This window comes from Bacteroides mediterraneensis, assembly GCF_900128455.1.
Classification (GTDB): Bacteria; Bacteroidota; Bacteroidia; order Bacteroidales; family Bacteroidaceae; genus Phocaeicola; species Phocaeicola mediterraneensis.
On record NZ_LT635783.1, the window covers coordinates 3,504,287 to 3,525,787 of the forward strand.

At 43.3% G+C, this 21,501-nt stretch carries 19 protein-coding genes and 1 tRNA gene; 7 read left to right on the forward strand and 13 right to left on the reverse strand.

Translation table 11 applies throughout. From position 1 onward, the window contains the following. Nucleotides 1-50: 50 nt before the first annotated feature. Nucleotides 51-1,472 carry an ATP-dependent DNA helicase gene (locus BQ7480_RS15060; RefSeq protein WP_072543482.1) on the reverse strand — a complete coding sequence of 474 codons (1,422 nt, stop codon included), beginning with the start codon at nt 1,470-1,472 and terminating at the stop codon, nt 51-53. 94 nt (nt 1,473-1,566) lie between these two features. On the opposite strand from BQ7480_RS15060, the gene BQ7480_RS15065 reads away from it, so the two are divergent. From BQ7480_RS15065 to BQ7480_RS15075, 3 genes are read left to right on the forward strand one after another with little or no spacing between them, the layout of a single operon-like run. Continuing rightward, entirely contained in the window at nt 1,567-2,253 is a 687-nt protein-coding gene (locus BQ7480_RS15065; protein WP_072543483.1) for a hypothetical protein, read from the forward strand. 4 nt (nt 2,254-2,257) lie between these two features. Beyond that, nucleotides 2,258-3,082 (forward strand): DUF3822 family protein, encoded by an 825-nt coding sequence (locus BQ7480_RS15070; RefSeq protein ID WP_072543484.1) that lies wholly within the window; start codon nt 2,258-2,260, stop codon nt 3,080-3,082. Continuing rightward, the gene (locus tag BQ7480_RS15075; RefSeq protein ID WP_072543485.1) at nt 3,073-3,639 is read left to right on the forward strand and encodes an RsmD family RNA methyltransferase; all 567 of its coding nucleotides are present in this window, start codon (nt 3,073-3,075) and stop codon (nt 3,637-3,639) included. Before BQ7480_RS15070 ends, BQ7480_RS15075 begins: the two co-directional genes overlap by 10 nt. On the opposite strand, the gene cls is transcribed toward BQ7480_RS15075, so the two are convergent. The 3 genes from cls to BQ7480_RS15090 form a co-directional block, all read right to left on the reverse strand. Then, on the reverse strand, nt 3,599-5,035 hold the full coding sequence (gene cls, locus BQ7480_RS15080; RefSeq protein ID WP_210436356.1) for a cardiolipin synthase: 1,437 nt from the start codon (nt 5,033-5,035) through the stop codon (nt 3,599-3,601). The two genes, BQ7480_RS15075 and cls, sit on opposite strands and share 41 nt — an antisense overlap. A 99-nt stretch (nt 5,036-5,134) precedes the next feature. Further along, nucleotides 5,135-8,017: a TonB-dependent receptor gene (locus BQ7480_RS15085; RefSeq protein ID WP_072544077.1), complete on the reverse strand. Its 2,883-nt coding sequence runs from the start codon at nt 8,015-8,017 to the stop codon at nt 5,135-5,137. A gap of 82 nt (nt 8,018-8,099) precedes the next feature. Continuing rightward, nucleotides 8,100-8,510 carry a hypothetical protein gene (locus BQ7480_RS15090; RefSeq protein WP_072543487.1) on the reverse strand — a complete coding sequence of 137 codons (411 nt, stop codon included), beginning with the start codon at nt 8,508-8,510 and terminating at the stop codon, nt 8,100-8,102. Between the two features lie 101 nt (nt 8,511-8,611). Here BQ7480_RS15090 and aroB point away from each other — a divergent pair, with 101 nt between their 5' ends. Continuing rightward, on the forward strand, nt 8,612-9,673 hold the full coding sequence (aroB, locus tag BQ7480_RS15095; RefSeq protein WP_072543488.1) for a 3-dehydroquinate synthase: 1,062 nt from the start codon (nt 8,612-8,614) through the stop codon (nt 9,671-9,673). A 119-nt stretch (nt 9,674-9,792) separates the two neighbouring features. Continuing rightward, a tRNA-Pro gene (locus BQ7480_RS15100) sits at nt 9,793-9,867 on the forward strand. 175 nt (nt 9,868-10,042) lie between these two features. Here the strand turns inward: BQ7480_RS15100 and BQ7480_RS15105 are convergent. The 5 genes from BQ7480_RS15105 to BQ7480_RS15125 form a co-directional block, all read right to left on the reverse strand. Further along, on the reverse strand, nt 10,043-10,498 hold the full coding sequence (locus tag BQ7480_RS15105; protein ID WP_072543489.1) for a hypothetical protein: 456 nt from the start codon (nt 10,496-10,498) through the stop codon (nt 10,043-10,045). Further along, nucleotides 10,491-10,694 carry a type II toxin-antitoxin system antitoxin gene (locus BQ7480_RS15110; protein ID WP_072543490.1) on the reverse strand — a complete coding sequence of 68 codons (204 nt, stop codon included), beginning with the start codon at nt 10,692-10,694 and terminating at the stop codon, nt 10,491-10,493. The genes BQ7480_RS15105 and BQ7480_RS15110 overlap by 8 nt, the downstream gene beginning before the upstream one ends. A gap of 80 nt (nt 10,695-10,774) precedes the next feature. Continuing rightward, nucleotides 10,775-11,722: an SPFH domain-containing protein gene (locus tag BQ7480_RS15115; RefSeq protein ID WP_072544078.1), complete on the reverse strand. Its 948-nt coding sequence runs from the start codon at nt 11,720-11,722 to the stop codon at nt 10,775-10,777. Between the two features lie 178 nt (nt 11,723-11,900). After that, entirely contained in the window at nt 11,901-13,106 is a 1,206-nt protein-coding gene (gene gluP / locus BQ7480_RS15120; protein ID WP_072543491.1) for a glucose/galactose MFS transporter, read from the reverse strand. Between the two features lie 100 nt (nt 13,107-13,206). Further along, nucleotides 13,207-13,704: a GIN domain-containing protein gene (locus BQ7480_RS15125; RefSeq protein ID WP_139255796.1), complete on the reverse strand. Its 498-nt coding sequence runs from the start codon at nt 13,702-13,704 to the stop codon at nt 13,207-13,209. A gap of 209 nt (nt 13,705-13,913) precedes the next feature. On the opposite strand from BQ7480_RS15125, the gene BQ7480_RS15130 reads away from it, so the two are divergent. Next, nucleotides 13,914-14,552 (forward strand): response regulator transcription factor, encoded by a 639-nt coding sequence (locus BQ7480_RS15130; protein WP_072543493.1) that lies wholly within the window; start codon nt 13,914-13,916, stop codon nt 14,550-14,552. Beyond that, the gene (locus BQ7480_RS15135; protein ID WP_072543494.1) at nt 14,549-16,621 is read left to right on the forward strand and encodes a tetratricopeptide repeat-containing sensor histidine kinase; all 2,073 of its coding nucleotides are present in this window, start codon (nt 14,549-14,551) and stop codon (nt 16,619-16,621) included. Before BQ7480_RS15130 ends, BQ7480_RS15135 begins: the two co-directional genes overlap by 4 nt. An 81-nt stretch (nt 16,622-16,702) precedes the next feature. On the opposite strand, the gene BQ7480_RS15140 is transcribed toward BQ7480_RS15135, so the two are convergent. The 4 genes from BQ7480_RS15140 to BQ7480_RS15155 all read right to left on the reverse strand — a co-directional run bounded on the left by BQ7480_RS15140 (nt 16,703) and on the right by BQ7480_RS15155 (nt 21,484). Next, complete coding sequence (locus BQ7480_RS15140) at nt 16,703-17,128, reverse strand: nuclear transport factor 2 family protein (protein ID WP_161946442.1); 426 nt, start codon at nt 17,126-17,128, stop codon at nt 16,703-16,705. Nucleotides 17,129-17,339: 211 nt separating this feature from the next. After that, nucleotides 17,340-18,929 carry a hypothetical protein gene (locus BQ7480_RS15145; RefSeq protein WP_072543496.1) on the reverse strand — a complete coding sequence of 530 codons (1,590 nt, stop codon included), beginning with the start codon at nt 18,927-18,929 and terminating at the stop codon, nt 17,340-17,342. A gap of 19 nt (nt 18,930-18,948) precedes the next feature. Continuing rightward, nucleotides 18,949-20,601, reverse strand: coding sequence for an ATP-binding protein (locus BQ7480_RS15150; protein ID WP_072543497.1), 1,653 nt, complete (start codon nt 20,599-20,601; stop codon nt 18,949-18,951). Between the two features lie 181 nt (nt 20,602-20,782). Further along, nucleotides 20,783-21,484, reverse strand: coding sequence for a LytR/AlgR family response regulator transcription factor (locus BQ7480_RS15155; RefSeq protein ID WP_072543498.1), 702 nt, complete (start codon nt 21,482-21,484; stop codon nt 20,783-20,785). Nucleotides 21,485-21,501: the final 17 nt, after the last annotated feature.

Genomic DNA, 21,501 nt, shown 5'->3' on the forward strand with positions numbered 1-21,501 from the left:
GGCAGCCTTTCCTTCAGAATCCTTCACAGCTGCCACATTCCACATTTCTTTTATTTTTCAACCTGACTTCCCGGCCAGTTTACCAGATATAACTTCTCTGTAGCCCGAGTAAAGGCAGTATAAAGCCAACGGAAATAATCGGGTGAAAGCATTTCTTCAGTCACATATCCCTGATCCAGAAACACCCTCTTCCACTGTCCGCCTTGCGCCTTATGGCAGGTTACCGCATAAGCATATTTTACCTGCAACGCATTGTAATAAGGGTCTTCCTTCATTTTTTTCATCCGCTCACGCTTTGTAGGCAAATCAGCATAATCCTCCAAGATGGCATAAAACAAACGGTCGTTCTCTTCTTTCGAAAGAGAGGGAGAGTCTGAATGCAAGGTATCCAGTAAAATTTTTACCTCCAGTTCCAAATCGTCATAATCCGGAAAAGCAAGAAGCACATCTGCAAACCGGAATCCATACATCTCACGAACACGACGAACCCGACGGACAACCGCCACGTCCCCATTGGCAATAAAATCAAACTCTTTGCAATCTGTCCCCCAGAAATAATTATTTTTCGCCACCATCAGCACATCCCCTCCATTCAATTCGTCTTCACGAAAAAGAATGCTGTTGCGTATTCCTTTATTATATAAAGAGGCCCGTTTATTAGAACGACAAATAACAATCGTTTCGTCCAACCCGACATGGTCGTAACAGTCATTAATGGCTTCTATCAATTCATTGCCAGGCAATCGACAGATGTCCGAAAAACCTTTACATTTTACCTGGGGATATTCAAAAAAATCCTCTTTAATGATACGCGCACGCAATGCTGTCGCATTCCATAAAATTCCCGACGCCACACTTTGTCTCACCACCTCTGTCAATTCACATTCTGTCACTTCCAACCCATATCCCTGCAACATAGCCACAGAAAGAGCCGGACTTTCTTCCTCTCCAATCGGTGGAAGCTGGGCAGTATCACCTACCAACATCAACCTGCACCCCATCCCGTTATATACATATTGAATAAGATCATCCAGCAAACGTCCACTACCAAAATGTGCGCCGGACAACCCCTCATTCGCAATCATGGAAGCCTCGTCGACAATAAATAACGTATGGCGATATAGATTCGGATTGGCGATGAAATTGTCTGTTTCGTTCGAAAACATCTTCTGACGATATATTTTCTTATGTATCGTAAAGGCAGGATGTCCCGCATAAGAAGAAAAAACCTTTGCCGCTCTCCCTGTAGGTGCCAACAATACCGTTTTCCATTGCAACTGGTCAAGCGTACGGACTAATGCCGCAGTCAATGTGGTCTTACCGGTCCCCGCATAGCCTTTCAGTAAAAAAACACTATCTCCAGAAAGGGACAACAAGAAATCTGCAAAACTTTTCACCGCTTTTTCCTGCTCTTCTGTTGGTTTATAGGAAAAATTTCGCTTAATTTGCTGCGATAAATCATTATTTAACATAAAGTCCGTATAAAAAGTTTACCTAAGATTGACGTGGTTCAAGTAAATTATTTATTTTTGCGCTACGAATATAAACTAAAAAAACAATATTATCATGAAAACAGTTATTAATCTTGTGTTGGCCGCCTGTGTTATTTGCTTGGTATATATATGCTACGGCAGTATTATGGGCCCTATTAACTTCGACAATGAGAAAAAAGTCAGAGAAAAAGCTATTATCGCTCGTCTGATTGACATCCGTAAAGCACAGCAGGAATATCGTACTGTCCACAATGGAGCATACACTGCCAGCTTTGATAGCTTGATTGCTTTCGTAAAAACTGCAAAACTTCCGTTCATCATGAAAGTCGGTTCTTTGACAGACGACCAGTTGAACAATGGAATGACTGAAAAGAAAGCAATGGACTTGATTAATAAAGCAAAGAAAACAGGTAACTGGAGTGAAGTAGAAAAAGAAGGTCTGCAGAACTTCCGTCGTGATACAATGTGGGTAGCCGTAATGGATACAATTTTTGAAAAAGGCTTCAATCCGGATTCTTTGGCATACGTTCCTTATGGAAATGGAGCTAAGTTTGAAATGGCTATCCGTCAGGACACTACTAAGTCAGGTGCTCCTTTGAACTTGTTCCAGGCCCAGGTAGGATATGATGTATATCTGAAAGGACTGAACGAACAGGAATTAATCAACCTGAAAGACATGCAGTCTAAACTGGGTAAATATTGCGGTTTAAGAGTTGGTGATATCGAACAACCGAACAATAACGCAGGAAACTGGGAATAATTCTATGGCCCAACCCATTGATTTTAATAAATCAGAACAGTATATATTATCCATCCGTCTAAGTACGGATGGATTTTCTTTTTCTATCTATCACCCTCAACAGGAGAGTGAAGTCTATTTCAGCGCTTCACCTGTCAATACACAGCGGTCTATGGCTGCCAATGTAAAAGCCTATTTGACAGAAACAGAAGAATTGAAACATCCCTTCAAACAAGTTAATATTCTCATTCATACTTCGCGCTACACCACCGTTCCTCTAGAATTATATGAAGATGAACAGACTGAGCTATTGTTCTACCAGAATCTTCCTGCTCAAAACAATGAAGTCATTTTATGCAATATTTTAGGTAAAAGCAACGTTGTGATTCTTTTTGGACTGGACAAGCTGACACACCTATTCCTGACCGAACATTTCCCAAATGCCCGGTTATTTGCTTCTATCAGTCCGCTTGCAGAATACTTCTCACATAAATGCAAACAAAATGAAGAGCGGAAACTGTTTGCAATCTTTCATCCTGAAAGCATGGAAGTTATTGGATTTGAAAAGGAGAAATTAATTCTACTAAATACATATTCCACCCCCACTATCCACGATTCATCCTACTACCTGCTCAATGTGTGGCAACAGGCCGGATTCGACCAGGAAAAAGATACGCTATATATTCATGGAAGCAGCCGAATGGCACAATGGGAAGAACTTCTTCTCCTGCTACAAAAATATATACGAAAACTTTTTATCATTAACCCACAAATGGAATTCAATGACTCCGGCCTCAGCCGTATCAAACAAATTCCATTTGACATGCTATCTTTAATCTCATGCGAGTAATCAGCGGAATATACAAACGGAGACGTTTTGACGTCCCCCATACATTCAAAGCACGTCCTACCACGGATTTTGCTAAAGAAAATCTGTTTAACGTACTCAACAACTACATCGACTTCGAAGATGGAGTAACTGCCCTTGACCTCTTTTCAGGGACAGGAAGCATCAGTATCGAACTGGTATCCAGAGGCTGCGACCAAGTGATATCCGTAGAAAAAGACCCACAACACCATGCCTTCATCAGCAAAATCATGAAGGAAGTAAAGACAGACAAGTGTCTCCCCTTGAGAGCAGACGTATTCAAATATATCGAAAAATGCGGCATGCAATTCGACTTTATCTTTGCCGATCCACCGTATGCCTTGGAAAAACTTGCCAGTATTCCCGACCTGATTATCCAATATAACCTGCTCAAACCCGAAGGGATTTTTGTATTGGAACACGGAAAGAACCTCAGTTTCGAACAGCATCCCTGTTTTTTTGAACATCGGCATTATGGAAGTGTCAACTTCTCGTTTTTCAGAGTAAAGGAGCAAACAGACGAACTACAGACTCTGTGACCTTATTCTTCCAAGATCGCTTCTCCCAAACTCTAGCCGAAAGCAAGATACAATCTTTCTGGTCGGCCAAAAAGATTTCACGCAAAGCCAATGCAGTCTCCTTATCATAGAAGAAGGCATTGGCTTCAAAATTATGTTCAAAACTACGGAAATCCATATTGGTTGACCCTACTGTAGAAAGTTCATCATCGCACACCATGAGTTTGGAATGCAAAAACCCTTTCTTATACAGATAAATCTTGACACCCGCTTTCAACATCTCAGACAAATAAGAAAGAGAGCCCTTGTGAATCAACCAAGAATCTCCCCTTTTAGGAAGCATAAGCCGTACATCCACACCGGACAATGCCAAAGTCTGCAAAGCCGTCATAATCTCTTCATTGGGAAGGAAATAGGGCGTTTGTACATAGAAATATCGCCTCGCCCCACATATTGCCATCATCAGTCCCTGCATGATATCACGCCATTCACCCACCGGGTCGGAAGTGACAATCTGGGCTAAGACATTACCTTTCACCTGAATTTTCGGGAAATAAGCTTCAGAAGTCAGCAACGTACGGTCGATTGCAAACCAATCAGTCAGAAAAGCTGTCTGTAATCCATATACAGCCTTCCCTTCAAGCCTGACATGCGTATCTCTCCACACCCCTTTACCCAGCCCTTTCACATAACGTTCAGCCAGATTCATCCCCCCTATAAAGCCTACACAGCCATCAATTACCACAATCTTGCGATGATTACGGTAATTTACCTTACTGGTAAACTGAGGAAAACGGACCTTCAAGAATGAGAGAGTCTCAATACCCTCACAAAGCATCTGTTCATAGAAATCATGAGGAACTCTCCAGCAGCCTACATCATCATACAGTACACGTATCTTCACTCCTTCACGAGCACGGTCAATTAAAGCATCACGTACCAATCTGCCCACGGCATCGTCTTCAAAGATATAGAATTCCAGGTGAATGTGATGATGTGCCCGGTAAATGGCTTTTAGTAAATCCGACACCATAGACACCGCATCCGTGTACACCGTTACCTTATTTCCCGCAAAAGGCAAAGCGTTGTTTACATGATTGAAAAAATCCATCAGACGTTGTTTCCCATGTTCACCTCCTACCGGCAATTGTGCCTGATAAGCAGCCATCGGACGCTTGCTCAAACGGGCATATCCCTTCCGGCTAATCAACCGTTCCTTTCGCGTGCTCCGCCCAAAAAACAAATAGAAAATCAATCCTGCAATCGGAAGAAAGAAAAGAACCAGAATCCATGCCATGGTCTTTACCGGGCTACGGTTATCAAGAATCACGACAAAGATGGTCGTCAGTATCACTGCAAAATAGAGGAAATAGGCTGCGGCCACAAAGATACTATTCCAGACTGCTACATCCATCAGACTTTGGTTTCCAACAAAAATACAAGTTATTTGGAAAAAAGCAAAAGAAATGCCACAAAAGTCAGATACAACTTTTGCGGCATTTCTTCTTTCCGAATATCAGAATCGGCGAGGTCCATGTCCTCCTCCAGGACCGAATCCCGGACCTCCAGGACCACCCATACGGGGACCAGCACCTTTTCCACCAAACAAATTCAGACGATAGATAAAATGAACCATGCAGTAACTATAGATTGCATTGTACTCTGTATCACTTCGCATCGCCGCACTGATTACACGGCTGATATTGCTCTGGTTCCGTAAAATATCATAGAACTGAATGCTGACTGTTGCCGCATTCCCTTTCAGGAAATCTTGTGAAATCTGTGCATTCCAAATCAACTCATCCCGGTTCATGCTCGCATCAGCATATCCACGACGTGAATTCTGAGAAATATCGGTAGCAATCGACATATTCCAAGGCAAGCGGACATTCGTACTGGCACCATAGGAGAACTGATAAGTATCCATGTTATTCTCCTCCTGAAAACTGTTGCGAGAATGTGTGTAAGCCAACGAACCATTCAGTGAGAACTCCCACCAGTCATTCCGATAAGTTCCTCTCAAACGTTCACTCAAAGAAAGCTGACGCGTCTTGTTTTTATCAGATGCACCCTGTGACTGCGTATCACTCATATAACTTACAATATTGTTATAACGCGCCATCGTGAAAGTATTAATCGTATATTTCTTATTTCGCAAAGCCGTGTTTGACCCTAAAATACCAAACAAGTTCCAGTTTCCATTAATGTTTTCCGGCTGGGTAATTGTTCCACCAGTTGTCGGGTCGTATGTACTACGGTTACTGATACTGTTCATCACGTTCTCAAACCGGAAGTGCGTCATGATACCCCGTTGCTTCTTCGTATCAAACGTATTATAGAAAGCCATGAAAGTATTCGTAAATGCCGGCTTCAATCCCGGATTTCCCCGACGAATATTCAGCGGGTCGGTTGTATCCTCAATCGGAAGCAAATCAGTCATACTCGGCTGAGAACTTCTTCCCCGATAGTTGATTCGCAACTGGCTGGTTTTCGAGAAATTATAACGAAAGTCAAAGGTCGGCGTAAAATTGAAGACATTACGGATAGCCACCGTATCCAGCTGATCCTTCTTGTAAGACAGTTTAGATTTCTGAGGCTGGAAAGAGAATCCAGCATTCAAACGCATTTTCTCACGAATCCATCTCAAAGAAATATCCGCTTGGTGATTATAGTAAGTGTACTGTGCACTCTTACTGTTCTGTGTATCCAGTTCTCCCGTATGGTCACCACCGAATCCCTGGCTAATGACCCAATCTTCAGGCATCGTATATGTTGAGTTGTCACTCTTCGAACGCTTGTATTGGAAATTATAGCTGAACTGCAGGAAACCACCCTTGAAAATCGGTTCACTGTACGTAAACCGGGCACTGTAATTGTAATTCAAGGTCGGTGTGGTAATGTAACGGTTCAAGATTTCCAGACGTTCGTCATCCGTTTTCTGGAAATATTCCGTTTCTGATTCGGAGAACTGCTCGCTCGAACTGTTCGTATAGTTGTAGGTTCCACGGAAAGTGATGTTACGGCCGGCTTTGCCCAAACGGCGGTTAATCATAGCCGAACCTCCTACATTGAAATCACTACTCTTTTGCAAACTGTTACGTGCGATTGTATTAATGATTGCCTCTTCCGGAATCAATGTAGACAAATTCTCACCTGCATTCAGAATCTCATCGGTAGTATATCCCGGATCCTGATTAAACGTAAACGAATTGCTATTGCTTCCATTGTTATTCTTTCCATAGGTCAGGCGCGGACGGATAATAATTGTAGTCATTGTATCCGGTTTCCACTCGATACGGAAATCAGCAGTCAATGAAGTCGTTTTGTTCCGGTTTGCTGTCATCGCATTCTTGAATGAACTGCTTTCAGTAGACACAAAGGTTTCCGAAGCCTGCTTACTGATAATATCCGCATCCTTGTAATTGTAGTTCACACTACCACCGGTTTCCAGCTTTTCACTCTGGGTACTAAAGTTAAAACCACCCATTTTAATACTGGTCAATCCATTTTGTCCCCCCCAGCGGAAACCTCCTCCACCTCCTGGATAACCATTGTCGTTTACATTGTTCATTGAACCAATCACCGTGAACTGGTTATTCCCCACAAAACGGTTCAGCATCACCTTTCCACTATAACGGTCTTCCGTTCCAGCAGCAAGGTCTGCATTGCCAAACCAACCTTTGTTCATTCCAGGCTTCACACTCAAATCAAGCACTGTTTCCTCTTCTCCATCATCAATCCCCGTTACACGCGCCAAGTCCGACTGCTTGTCGTACGCACGTACCTTATCAATGATATTCACCGGCAAGTTCTTCATGGCGATATTCGGATCGTCGGCAAAGAATTCCTTCCCATCAATCATGATTTTCTTGATTTCCTTTCCGTTGATGGTAATCTTTCCGTTCTCATCCACTTCAGCACCTGGCAGTTTTTTGACCAGTTCCTCCAAAGCCGATCCTTCCGGCACACGATAAGCTGAACTATTATATACCAATGTATCTTCCGCGGCTGTTACTTCCGGAGCCTGTGCCACCACCACAGCTTCCGCCAGCATAATGGCATCCGTAGCCAGTTGCACCTTCCCCACATTTACCCGTGGAGCATTTCGTGTAAGTGCCACCTGCTTGAAAAAAGGTGTATATCCAATGTATGAAACCTTCAACAAATATTTACCAGGACGCACTGATAAAGAGAAATGTCCATTCATATCAGTCACATTTCCCACTACCATCGAACTGTCCTTCACTGAAAGGAGCTGCACAGTTGCCTGAATCACAGGCGACTTGTCTCCATCATCTATCACCGTACCCGAAACGGTACCCCGGCTGCTTCCACTTTGCGCAAAAGCGGAAATGGCTACCCCAACCATCAGCAGCATTCCCAATAAAAATCTTTTCATTGCCTTTCCTTTTTCTTCCATTTGATTAATTGTACCTTTGACAATCATTCTGGAAAAAGGTTTAACTCTCTACCCCTATTTTTTATTTATTTTGCCGGAAATTTTTCTCAATCCGCGCTTTCTGCATCAAAAATTCTTTGCAGAACACATTAATCACCATGTAAACGATACCTACTGAATTGTCAGCTTCCTGTAAATTTCCATCATACGCCGACTTTATCAACATCACAACATAATAAATGCACCATAAATAGAGCGAAATTACCATCGCTTTCCGGCGGATAGAAAACGCTTCTTCATTTTCCTCTTTCATCCTGGCCAGAAAAATCATAAACAATGAAAGCCAGATTACTACCTTCATACTCAATTTCACATACAGCAAATTGCCGTCGTTCACCTGTCCGAACATATACATCAATAAAGGTACAAATACAGCCAACAGCAATAATACATACCCCAATAAACGGCACGAGGCCGGTAAAAATCCTTTCATAACCTAATTTATTTTTATTCGCACAAAAATACTTAATTGTAAGCCAACATCTGACTTCTTCTAACTTTTTTTCTAAATTTGCGCCTAAAACAAATACACTTATGAGTAAACAGGAAGTCATTATTTGCCAAAATTTCACGTCGGAACTCAGCCTGAAGATATCCGCACATTCATACGACAAGATTTTTATCCTGACCGACGAGCATACCTGCCGTTTCTGCCTGCCCTTGCTACAAGGCATTCCCAGCTTGAAAGAAGCAGAACAAATTGTCATCGGTCCAGAAGACATCCATAAAAACCTGGAGACATTGGCTTATGTATGGAACCAGCTCAGCAGCCGGGGAGCCACTCGTCACACGCTACTGATTAATCTGGGAGGAGGAATGGTAACCGACTTGGGAGGGTTTGCCGCCGCCACCTTCAAACGAGGTATTTCATACATAAATATCCCCACGACACTACTTTCCATGGTAGATGCAGCCGTTGGCGGAAAGACGGGTATCAATTTCAACGATTTGAAAAATGAAATCGGCGCTTTTTATCCGGCAGATCAGGTGTTGATTGACAGTGAGTTTCTCAAAACCCTTGACATACAGAACCTGCTTTCCGGCTATGGAGAAATGCTGAAACATGGTCTCATCAGCAATCAAGCACACTGGAGCGAGCTGCTCAAATTCGACTTTAACCAGATAGATTACTCCAAGCTACAAACCCTCATCGGACAATCCGTAAAGGTAAAAGAAGATATTGTGGAAAAAGACCCCTACGAACAAAACATACGGAAAGCGTTGAATTTCGGTCATACCATCGGACATGCTTTCGAAAGTTTTGCCTTAAAGAGTGAACACCCGGTGCTTCACGGCTATGCCGTAGCCTGGGGAATGGTTTGTGAACTTTACCTTTCCCACCTTCGTTGTGGTTTTCCCAAGGAAGCATTACGAACCACCATCCAGTTCATTAAAGAAAACTATGGCAGTCTTTACTTTACATGTGATGACTATGACTCTCTCTATGACTTGATGAAGCATGACAAGAAAAATATAGCATCCGGTGTAATCAATTTCACCTTGCTGGGGGGAGTCGGCGATATCCGTATCAACCAGACTGCTTCGCAGGAAGAAATTTACGAACTGCTTGATTTCTATCGCGAAACAATGGGATAAGACCTTTTCCTTTGAGAAAAGTCTTTCCCGAAATTCAGATGGAATGTCAAAATTAAAATAAATAATTGCAGAAAAAGTTTGCTTATTCCGAATAAAGCACTACCTTTGCATCCGCAATTCGGGGTGTAGCTCAGCCCGGTTAGAGTACGCGTCTGGGGGGCGTGTGGTCGCTGGTTCGAATCCAGTCACCCCGACTGGGAAAAAGCATTGATAATCTGATGATTGTCGATGCTTTTTTGTTTTTAGGCATATCGCTGTAAGCGGCGGTTTAATCGAACAAATTAAACCCAAAAGTAAACCAAGAAGTAAACTAAAAAGCACAAGAAACCACCACCTATTTTATGAAAGGGGAATATACTTGCCTTCCCCTCAACGCATTTTATAAGCCAATACAGAATAAGACACAAACGTAAATGCCATCAGTACCACACCGAACACAGAGAAATAAATTGCATTTTCACAGGTCTGTGCAAGCAACTTCCCTAAATTCATACAACCGATTGCCACATTCCAGAATTGGCATAACCGGATAGCCAACACATATTGCCGCCCCACATTTGCCTCTGTTACCCGAAAGACAAATCTATAGTATCGGACTGGCACAAACATGCTACAGCCCAACACCAGAAACAAAAGCAACATCACAATTCCTGCCGTACCGTTTTCCTGAAAGAACAAGCCACCCACCTGTCGGGTCTGATATAATATGTATATCCAACCTACCAATACCGGCAGGAAAGCAATTCCTGTCAGCAAATAGTCGAACCCAGTCCGCTGATACCGAACATTGCGGCCGCTCCCTGTATAAAATCCCAAATTAATCATCCGATTCTTCTCCCTCTTTTTTCTCCCGGTTACTTTTCTTCAATCTCCCGCTTTTGCGCAAGGCCTCATTGATTATCCACTGCAATTGTCCATTGGTACTGCGGAATTCATCAGCTGCCCACTTTTCTATGGCATCCATCGTGGCGGCGTCTACCCGCAGTACAAAACTTTTGGTCGTATTTTCTTTCTTGGGCACTATATCCTCACTTAAAATTAAACAACCAGATTTCTACTCACATAAGAACAGAACGGAGTCACCGTCTGTCATTCCCAGATTTAATGGTTCAGCGTGCCAGTATTCAACACCGGCTGGGCAGCCTCATCCGCACAGAGTACCACAAGCAGATTGCTTACCATGGCAGCTTTCTTTTCTTCATCCAGCTCCACAATATCCTCTTTCGACAATTTGTCCAGTGCCATGTGAACCATTGAAACGGCTCCTTCCACGATTTTCTCACGGGCACTGATAATGGCCGAAGCCTGCTGACGCCGAAGCATGACCGCAGCAATTTCCGGTGCGTAGGCCAGATAATTGATGCGGGCCTCCACCACTTCCATACCGGCCATTGCCAGACGCTCATTCAGCTTTTGTTCCAGCTGCTCATTGATTTCCTCACCTCCCGAACGGAGTGTCAATTCATTCACATTCGATTCATTGTCATCATAGGCGTACTGTCCGGCCACCTGGCGCAAAGCCGCATCACTCTGTATCTTTACAAAGTTCTCAAACGCATTCATGCGACTGGCCACTGCATTCCCCACATTTACCGACTTACCGTCTCCCGTGCTGGCCATGGTCTGCGCATCAATCTCAAACATGGCTTTGTAGGTGTCTTTCAACCGCCACACCAACACCAACCCAATCAGAATGGGATTACCTATCTTATCATTCACCTTTATAGGTTCCACATCCAAATTGCGGGCACGAAGCGACAATTTCTTTTTATCCATGAACGGATTCACCCAAAAGAATCCCGTTTCTTTAAATGTACCTTTATATTTGCCAAAGAAAACCATGGCACGTGCTTCATTGGGTTCCAGCAGCATATAGCCGCAATTCAAGATAATCCACAACAACACCATCACTCCTCCTAATATATAGAAAAGAGTTTCTCCCACAGTAAAACACCATACCGTTATTCCGGCCCATACAAATAAAAATAAGAAAAGAGCTAAAAAGCCATTCATTTTAAAACCACTGAATTTCACTTCCTTCATTTCCATATCCATTAGATTTAGATGATATTATTTTGATATCACAAATATATTATTTAAGAAATTAAAATCCAAGTGCAGGAACTTTCCTTTTCCATCTTTAACAACTTATAACCGTGAATGTCGACCGATTCAAATATGAGTCAAATATGAGAAGAGGCCATCTCAAAGAGATGGCCTCTTACTCTTACTTACGTATTTTACAGCCGTACATTCCATAATATAAAATAAACAGGAAACAGGGTAAACACAACCAATATGCCTGTTGTGCACCACATGCATCTTTCAACCAACCATACACCGTCGGTATAACTGCACCACCGAACATGGCCATAATAAGAAGTGATGAACCTGTTTTCGTAAATCTGCCAAGGTCAGCTATTGCCAAAGGCCATAGCGCAGGCCACATCAGCGAACAACCCAAAGCCATTAAAGACACGAAATAGATAGATATGTCGGAAGGAGTAATAACCACCAGTATGGAACCGATAATTGCGACTATAGAACATATCTTCAATGCGGTAGCCTGGCTGATATAGCGTGGTATAAAGATGATGCCACATATATATCCTATAACGATTCCTATAGGTGCAATCCATGCATAGTTGGCCGCATTTGCCAGTCCGATTGAATTGGCATAATCAACCAGTGTACCCAACGATACAGTTTCCACACCGACATAAAGAAACAGTGCAATACACCCCAACAATAAATGTGGGAACTGGAATACAGATGTTTTTCCTGAGCTATTTGACTCGTCAGCCACATTGTCTGCCGGAGCATCTTCTCCTTCTGCCTTTACTTCCGGCAGAGGAGCGAAAAATGCCATTATACCAAGAATCACAAATGCCAAGATGATAATCAGGAAAGGATATTCAAGGTCGGAAATTCCAATCTTGTTTACATCTTTTCCAATGAGCCATACGATGAATATGGATGGTATCGGCCAAGCAAGCTTGTTACAAATACCCATAATACTGATACGTTTGGCTGCACTTTCCAAAGGACCGAGTATGGTGATATATGGATTGACAGAGGCCTGCAGATAGGCATTGCCTGCCCCACTCACGAAGGAAGCCAGAAGGAACAATGTGAAACTGCCCCTATTTGCAGACAAAATAAAAAGATAAAACGCAACTGCAAATATAAAAAAGGACAATGACATGGTTTTCTTATATCCTATCGCCTTTATCGTAAGTCCAGCAGGATAGCCGAATAGCAGAAAAGGGATAAAGGTTGCTGCAATAATCAGGTAGGAAGCGGCATTGGATATATTCAGTGAACCTTGCAATACCGGTACCAGTAAAGAATTAATTCCCAAAGCAAAACCTATGGCAAAGAACATTATTCCAATAAAAGCCAAAGGAATCATAGTTTTGTTGTTTGAAGTCATTTTTTCGTAAAAAATTAAGGTAATAAATACAATGTAATACTATTCTAATAAGGTAATGTGATTTTTAAATAGAGAGACCAAAAAGCTAATCTGAACTAGTTCAGTTTTTCTGTTGCTTCTTCACCTTCAGCCCGCTCAAATTGACGCGACTATTGCCATTGGTCGTACAGTCGAGCTCATCCGTTTCTCCTTTTAAGGTAAATTGGCTACCCGCTCCAGCCGATATCTGTAAATATTTTGCCTTTACGTCCATCGTCCCCCTGGAACCTGCAGCCAACGATACGCTGAGTGAATCTACGGTAAGTGCCCTGTCTGCCGTCAGTTCAGAACAAATCATGCTGATTCGACGAACATCGTTCGTATAAATACAAACTTTCCCTTTTGGCATCGTTCCATTTGCATCCTTAAGCGTGAACGACAGTGTCCCATTCTCCAATTTCTGTATTCCCTGCTCCGGATTTTCCACCTCTACGCGGAAGGTATCCGACCGGATCAATACGACTTTGTATCCGGCAAAAGAAAAGTCTTTTACCGGCTCCCCAGCCTGGCTCAACAAACAAAAGCCAAGCCCTGCCAACAATAAAGCTGTTCTCTTCATACTACTATTTATTTTTAATGTCATTTACTTTTCACCAGCATTTAGATTTTGCGAATATAACACATTCTCCCCCAATAGCCAAGAAAAAATTAACAGATAACACACGGTAATTCAGAGCCGACAGTACCTCTTTTCCTTACCAGCACTTGCATGTCGCAAGAAAAATTATCATCTTTGTAAAAAAGCTAAAGATATTAATACGCTCCTCCATGAAAAATCTATACATTATAGATGACCACCCGATTGTCACTGAAGGTCTCAGCCAGTTACTGGCAAATAATCCGCATTATCAGGTAACTACAGGGCATCATCACTCCGAATTATACAGTTATCTGAACCACACCACTCCCGATTTGCTCATCATTGATTATGAAATCCAAGATAAAACTGCTTTGGATATCATAACCTATCTAAGGCAGAAAACAATCCAGATTCCCATACTTGTGTACACCATGCACACCGAGTTCTGGATTATCAAACTGCTGACCAAGGCGGAAGTGGCAGGCATCGTCACGAAAAACGACAAAATAGATGAAATCGAAACAGCCATTCAACGGATATTAGGGGAACACGCAAAATATTACTCTCCTACCGCCCTGCACATCGTACTTTCCATTGTGGGCGACCAGTCTGCCGCCAGACAGATAAACTATACGCCTAGCCCACGTGAAAACGAAATCATTCAGATGCTCTCCTGCGGACTTACCTCCGACGAAATCGCCCACAAACTTAATCTTAGCAAGAATACCATCGATACGATGCGGAAAAATATCCTGTTAAAAAGTGGGGCCACCAACGTATCACATCTCATGCGAATTGCTTTTTTTAAAGGTTGGATTACGATATGAAACAAATTGTATTTTTTATTTTTCTCTGCCTGACCGCACATTTAACGGCCAGTGACAAAAATGACAGCTTGGCCGACTTGCTGCAGTCATTTGGAGATAACGGTGAATATGACCGGATGGATTCTATCTACGGAGTCATCACCCGTGAAAACCGTTACGAACAAGATAAGCTTTATGCCCTGGATATCGACTTGGATTACGCCCGCTACCTCAATCAGAAAGGAGACTGCGACAAAGCATATACCCTGCTGGCTCAAACACGGAAAAAGGCTGCTACACTGGGAAAGCACCTGTCGGAGCAGTCCTCCCGTTCCCAAATACAGACAATCGAGGCACTTGCTACGTACGAAACTGCCTACGGACAATGGCAGACCGACCACCTGACAGAAGCCAGAAGTACGGCTACAGAAGCAATCAGTTTATTGGAGCAATTGAAAGATTCAGCCAATCTGGCCGAAGCCTACAATTTATCGGGAGTCATACACCGGAAACTTTTTATGTTCGACAATGCCATTTCACTGTACGAAAAAGCGCTGGCCATTACCGAAGACCTGCAAAACTATAACCTGGCAGCTATCATCGTATCCAATATCTCCATTCTCTACAATGAAGTAGGGAAAAACAATGAAGCCATACAGGTTTCACGCAAAATGTTTGCCTATCCTCAAACCGATACACTGACCATAGATTACCGTATTGGAGAAGTCAACAGACTATGCAACCATGCCATCCTGCTGGCCAACAACCACCTGCTCGGCAATGCACTCGACACGCTCCGCCTGGTGAACAAGAAACTCCAGCCGGAAATGCCCGATGGGCTCAAGTTGCTGGCATATACACAATATGCCCGGGTAGCAAGGGATTTGGGTAAACCGTCACAAGCTTTACAATACTTCCAAAAGGCGATGAGTTACAAGGCCACCACACTCAATAAGGCAAACATTGCCAATCTGGAATACCTGTACGGCTATATGCTGTTTCACGATACAGATTCTTTGTCTCAGGCCCGACAGTATGTCATGAAAGCAGCCGACTTTGCCCGCCAACATCCTTCCGGTCTGCTTCCTAAGGTACTCTTGACTCTTGCTGAAATAGAGGCTAAAAGACATGAGAACCAGCTATCCTACCAGCTTGTACTCGAGGCTTATAAAGCCAACGACGAACTGAATAACCAGTATTTCCACAACCGACTGTCAGGATTCGAAGCCGAACTGGATCTCAAAGAAAAAGACTTGCAAATTGCCGGTATCAATGAAAAACGCGCGGAAGAGAAAGCAGCCTATCTGGCACGCACCTATACCATCGGGGGGATACTTGTACTAGTCGTCCTGCTCCTTGTCATCCTGACCATCAGCATGCACAAAAGAAAAATCGCTTTTAACCTGAAGCAGCTGAAACTGGAAAAAGAAATCAAGGACAAAGAAATGCAAAGCCAGCTCCTCCTCACCGACATGCATAAGAAAATGACAGAACAATATATCTGCGGCCTGGAGGACAGCAATAACCGTATTTCCAAAGAACTGCACGACGGCGTATGCAACGACCTGTTATCCATCGAAATAGAAATGCGGCAAGCGGAAACTCCTTCTTTCAGTATACAGCTTGAGCGGATAAGAGAAGCCTTGCGCAATCTCTCCCATCAGCTGGCTACTCCCGTTTTTCATAATTTCAGCTTGTACCAGGTACTGGCACTCTATACTGACAAACTGAAATCATTGGAGAACATTCACATTGAATGCTATATAGAGGAAAGTATAAAGCAAATTACTTTCCCGCCCGAACAGACACAGGAAGTATATCGTATCTTGCAGGAGGCAATATCCAACCTGGTAAAACATGCCGATGCTCAAAATGCTTACGTTACTGTCAGCCAGGAAGCCAGCCAAATCCATATCCTCATCGAGGATGACGGAAAAGGTTTCACCCCCAACTCGTTTACCAACAATCCTCTCCAGAGCGGATTAGGACTGAAAAACATCAAAGAACGATGTTCCAAGCTGCAAGGCGACTGTGAAATCAAATCGAAAGAGGGACAGGGAACCGTAGTCCATTTCTGGTTCCCAATATAAGGCAAAAAAAGAATCCGCATTACAACTCCCCGATATTGTAATACGGATTCTTCGTCCAACATGATTATAAGGCCTTCTTATTTATTCATCCATCAGCCTGTCGGCTCCCCAAAGCATGATTACCCATTTGCCTTCCTTGTCCTTTACCAGGTACAAAGACGTCTCATGTTCATCCCCAGCCATGTAAACCTCCTTAAAAGTTACTCTAGCGTAAGTCCCCGTCTTACTAAATTCTTCCTTCAGAATCTCATAACTTTTCAGCTTTTCTTTGTCACCTTGCTTGGCGGCTTGTTTTTCAATCATCTCGGCAAATTCCTTTTTTGCCTCTTCCTTTACCTGGGGATCATTATCCTCGGTTAGCTGCATCAAATCCACATAACCTTTATAGTCCTCAGATACTACACAATCCAACGCTTTCTCTACTACCGCCGAAGGAGTATTTGAAGAGCAGGCCGACAAAAACAACAAAGCTCCTATTACCCATGTGAACTTAAAAATTGTTTTCATAGTTTTTCTTTTTTTAGTTGGCATCTCTATTTCGTTCGTCTAACAATTATTTTTGTCAAAAATAAGCGATAAAATCTAAAAAATAATTCCCATAAATAACCTATTTCATATTCCTATTTATTGGAATAGAAAAAAAAGGAGGCCAGACCTCTTGCGTCCAGCCTCCACTATGAAGATTGATTTCTGTCAGAAACCAGTGTCCTCGCTTTTTTTAGTTATCCCAAGTAGAATAGTCTATCCACACCGTTTTAGACATTGACACATCGGCATCGACAGATTCATGCCCGTAACGAATACCGCAATTATAATGTGCCTTCGTCTTTTGCAGCTTCATGGCATCCTTCAGGGTCACGCTGACCAATCCGGGCTGTGCATCAGACTCAAGCGTATAAATACATTGCTGACGATAAAGCTTCATGCTGTTATTGATGTGGTCAAGATAGTTCTGGCGAAGTGTCCATCCCCCCTCCAACACATAATTCGACGTCATGGCCTGTACCGCATCTATCACATGCTTATTTCCACTTCCTTCATACACAAAAGCTTCTCCACGATCATAAAATTCACCCGGAACGAACAACCAGCGTTTGCCGTAAAGCCCATCACCAGAGTTACCTTTACAAGTAACCGACATGCTTTCTGTCTTATACGAGACTGCTGTAGAAGACTCTTTGGAGAAAGAAGCTTTAAACGCTCCCCAAGGTCTTTCCGCCAGCTGAGTGGGAGATACCGCAACAGAGACTTTCCAAAACGAGTTTTCAGTATAGTTCGCCCCATGTACAACTGTCTGCGGCTGATAGCTCACTTCACGGAAAATCCCTCCATCGGAATGTATGGTCACTTCGCTGGAAGCCATCTGCATCAGGTTCCATATATACGCATATACATCAATGCCTTTAGGAGTCGTGTAATCCTTGATAGAAGCACTAAAACCACTCCCCAATGCATTGGTCACACTCAACAAGCAATTATTGTTTTTACTGTATATCTGAAAATTGTAGGCCGAAATCACCCACGTATTATCAATACATACATCACCCGGCTTCCCGTCTTTTGTCGCATAAGGATAACAGTCAAAGGTATAGTCCATATCACCCTTGTCATACGCATACAAACGATTGTAAACCTCAATCTGTTTTAAGGCTTCCTTATCGGCCATCTGTGCATTATAGCCTGCATCCGGAATAAAGCCTGCCCTGCTGCCTGCAGCACTCGCAACCGAAAATGTCTGCTGCTGAAGCGAAGCTGCCACTTTACCTATCATATTTTCCAGGGCATGCGGATCATTATCTGGAAATATACGATAATGCTGCACCCGGTCATAGTTGATGGCATAATATCCCGGTTCCATATACACCCCGACAAGCGAAAGCATCGCCTTCTTCTGCTCTGTTGTATTCTCATCTGAGATAAGATAAAAATCCCGTTTATAATACTTCAGCAAACGGAATAAAGAAGTCGGATACTTACCGGACACCACATCTTTCACATCCAATATCACAGTAAGAAACGTATTCTCGCTCTTTATCATATCCTCCAGCTCGCTGGTCGACATTCCATCATCATAGTTTATGATTTTCTTATCTTTTATCTCCCACGAAACCGGAATATTAGCAAGTAAAAGAGTAGCGACCTTGTTCACTTTCTCGCCCGATCCCATACAGAGCAACACGACATCTTTTTTCCCATCAACCACTCCGGCTAGACGTTCCTTTCCAGTAAGTGTATCCAAATCAAAATCGTTGCAGGACCCCATAAAAAAAGTACCCACTAACAAACCTAAATATAATAGAAATCTCATATTCGTAAATCATTAAATATTACCAATTGTTAAAATCAATCCACACAGTAAGTTTCGCACTTACATCCAACAGTGCATCACATGCCACACCGGAATCATTGGGCAAAGGATGAGCCGTAGGCGTTCCCCAGCTGTTAAACCAAACTCCTCCGCGCTGCAAGTTCATGCCATCCACAATCTCCACAGCCACAATACCGGCTGAAGCTCCATCGGTCTTCATCGTTACCGCACATTCCTGCTGATAGTTCAGAAGATTCTGGTTGAACAACGGGTCATTGTCATAATCACAGAATACATTTTTTGAGACCGGGGTCACTGCATTATACAAGATATCATACCACGCAGGTGAAATCATGGCGCTTCCATCTATCATGTTATCATCTTTCATTGCCCGACTGCCTCTGAACAAGGTTTCCGGATACCACTTCCATGAGTAACTCAGTTCCGAATCGGTCTGGGTCTTGTTTACCACCCGAGTCATTTCTTTCAACTGGTAAGAAATGCTCTTCCCCCATCGGTATTCACCTTTCAGTTCAGGCTTCATACTCAAGTCAAAACCAACCGAACGGCTTTGCGAATGGCTGATGGTCGATTCGTCCTGAGGAAGTCCGGGAGCAAAGTCTATTGAAGAAAGGTTGAGCAACGACGACTGCCCGTCTGAAATCCGAATACGGGTATAAGCATTGTTCCTCAAGCCCCACAATAATCCCCACACTTCATTCTTAGGAGGATTCTTCACAAAGACAGTCGAGTTCTGGATTTTATTAGCGAACCCGTTACCTCCTGCCGAATAAACGGCAAGCATGTTGTCTCCGTTGGTCGGGGCATAGATACGGAGATTATAGGCATCTATCGCCCATTCACGATCCACCGCCGCGTCCCAAAGCTTATCGCTAGCCGGCGAATACTTGCGGACTTCTCCTGAATACGGGGGAAGCAGCTCATATCCCGTCATCGGATAATCGTAACGGTTGGTGTACACATAGAAACGATTACTCAGATAGATTCTTTTCATGGCACGCATGGCACGTTTTGTCACTTCCGGATCGGACGTATCATCCGTAGTAGGAGCTCCCCAGGCCAGTGTACGACTGTCTGCTGGAAGGCCATTCGTTCCACAAAGTTTCTTCAGCGCATTAGGGTCTGCCATGTCATAATAATAATAACGCTGTTCATTGGGATAAGAAACCTTGTAATAGCCTTTACCCACATACATTCCCAGAAGACGCAACATCCATGATTTCAACTGTTCACTGTTGTCATTATCCGCAATCAGTACGACGCCCCTCCGCAAATGCCGAAGTTCCTGAATCAAATCCGGACTATACGTACCAGCCACAAATTGTTTGACATTACCTACAACTGTAACGTCATTCAAACTGTCACGGGCAATGGTCAACAGACTGTTCACTTGATCGGGACCTGGAAGCTGGCTGAATGCCAACAACGAATCATAATGATTAACCGATTGAATCTGTTCTGCCAGACTTTTGCATCCGGATCCATCCAACCATATCAAATAACTGCTATGTTGCACACGGGGGTCATTTTGGACACTCTCAGCCCTACTTTCTGCAAGCTCCATAGACTTTGGAAGTTCATCCTGCCTACAGCCCGTCAGAAATGTAATTAGAATGTCAACAAGGAATAAAAATAAAAATGATTTTCTCATAATCGGCTGTTTTTTTAAGGTAAAACATTAGATAAAAACTCAAGTCGACTTTGAATTATAACATACCGCCAGAAAAAATTGTTCATGTTTATCCTTGGGGACAAGATGCGATTGGCCCTTTTATAAGTCCTGCCAACAACGGGAATACGCACCCACAACAGTCTGGATGTGGTATTTTCCGTCAGTCCAAAAATAAAAGTATTTCTGCCACCTGACCGGCATATTGTGCACCCACAGGCAGGTCTTCAGCCAGGCCTTTCAATTTCACCCGCGTACGAGTAAAAGATATTACAGATGAGATAGAGATAACATACGAACGGTGAATGCGCAAAAACATGCTGTCGGGCAATAAATCAGTAATAGCCTTCAGATTGGTACGGGTCAGCACATGTCCTCCCGACTGACGGACAATCTTGACATAATTCCCCAATGCCTCTACATACAATATATCTGAAAGAGGAATGCTCACATTATTGTATTCCTGCTTGACCACCAGACATTCGGGAACCGCGGACCGACAGGTATCCAAACGGCGCAGGGCTTTTTCCACCGCCACTTCAAAACGTTCATACGAGAAAGGTTTGAGAAGGAAGTCCACCGCGTCCAGGTTAAACCCTTCAAGTGCATACTCCGCGTAAGCGGTAGTAAAAATAAAGCCACATTCATGCGGAAGGATATCGGCTATCTCCAGTCCGTTGAGACTGTTCATCTGAATATCCAGAAAGACCAGGTCGGGTTTCAGACGGCATATTGCCTCCAAGCCTACGCGCGGCTCACTAAAGGTAAGCAGTTCCATTCCCCCTCTCCGACGGCAGAACTGTTCAATGACCAACAGAGCCATCGGCTCATCATCGATAGCAATACATTTCAATTTTCTGTTCATAACCTTCTGCAATCCTT

Bases quoted from the DNA above. Each gene is read 5' to 3' on its own strand.
- BQ7480_RS15130 (WP_072543493.1), top strand. From the start codon at position 13,914: ATGAAAAATCTATACATTATAGATGACCACCCGATTGTCACTGAAGGT.
- BQ7480_RS15065 (WP_072543483.1), top strand. From the start codon at position 1,567: ATGAAAACAGTTATTAATCTTGTGTTGGCCGCCTGTGTTATTTGCTTG.
- aroB (WP_072543488.1), top strand. From the start codon at position 8,612: ATGAGTAAACAGGAAGTCATTATTTGCCAAAATTTCACGTCGGAACTC.
- BQ7480_RS15070 (WP_072543484.1), top strand. From the start codon at position 2,258: ATGGCCCAACCCATTGATTTTAATAAATCAGAACAGTATATATTATCC.
- BQ7480_RS15085 (WP_072544077.1), bottom strand. From the start codon at position 8,017: ATGAAAAGATTTTTATTGGGAATGCTGCTGATGGTTGGGGTAGCCATT.
- gluP (WP_072543491.1), bottom strand. From the start codon at position 13,106: ATGACTTCAAACAACAAAACTATGATTCCTTTGGCTTTTATTGGAATA.
- BQ7480_RS15145 (WP_072543496.1), bottom strand. From the start codon at position 18,929: ATGAGATTTCTATTATATTTAGGTTTGTTAGTGGGTACTTTTTTTATG.
- BQ7480_RS15090 (WP_072543487.1), bottom strand. From the start codon at position 8,510: ATGAAAGGATTTTTACCGGCCTCGTGCCGTTTATTGGGGTATGTATTA.
- BQ7480_RS15140 (WP_161946442.1), bottom strand. From the start codon at position 17,128: ATGAAAACAATTTTTAAGTTCACATGGGTAATAGGAGCTTTGTTGTTT.
- BQ7480_RS15060 (WP_072543482.1), bottom strand. From the start codon at position 1,472: ATGTTAAATAATGATTTATCGCAGCAAATTAAGCGAAATTTTTCCTAT.
- BQ7480_RS15075 (WP_072543485.1), top strand. From the start codon at position 3,073: ATGCGAGTAATCAGCGGAATATACAAACGGAGACGTTTTGACGTCCCC.
- BQ7480_RS15115 (WP_072544078.1), bottom strand. From the start codon at position 11,722: ATGGAAATGAAGGAAGTGAAATTCAGTGGTTTTAAAATGAATGGCTTT.
- BQ7480_RS15125 (WP_139255796.1), bottom strand. From the start codon at position 13,704: ATGAAGAGAACAGCTTTATTGTTGGCAGGGCTTGGCTTTTGTTTGTTG.
- BQ7480_RS15150 (WP_072543497.1), bottom strand. From the start codon at position 20,601: ATGAGAAAATCATTTTTATTTTTATTCCTTGTTGACATTCTAATTACA.
- BQ7480_RS15155 (WP_072543498.1), bottom strand. From the start codon at position 21,484: ATGAACAGAAAATTGAAATGTATTGCTATCGATGATGAGCCGATGGCT.
- BQ7480_RS15105 (WP_072543489.1), bottom strand. From the start codon at position 10,498: ATGATTAATTTGGGATTTTATACAGGGAGCGGCCGCAATGTTCGGTAT.
- BQ7480_RS15135 (WP_072543494.1), top strand. From the start codon at position 14,549: ATGAAACAAATTGTATTTTTTATTTTTCTCTGCCTGACCGCACATTTA.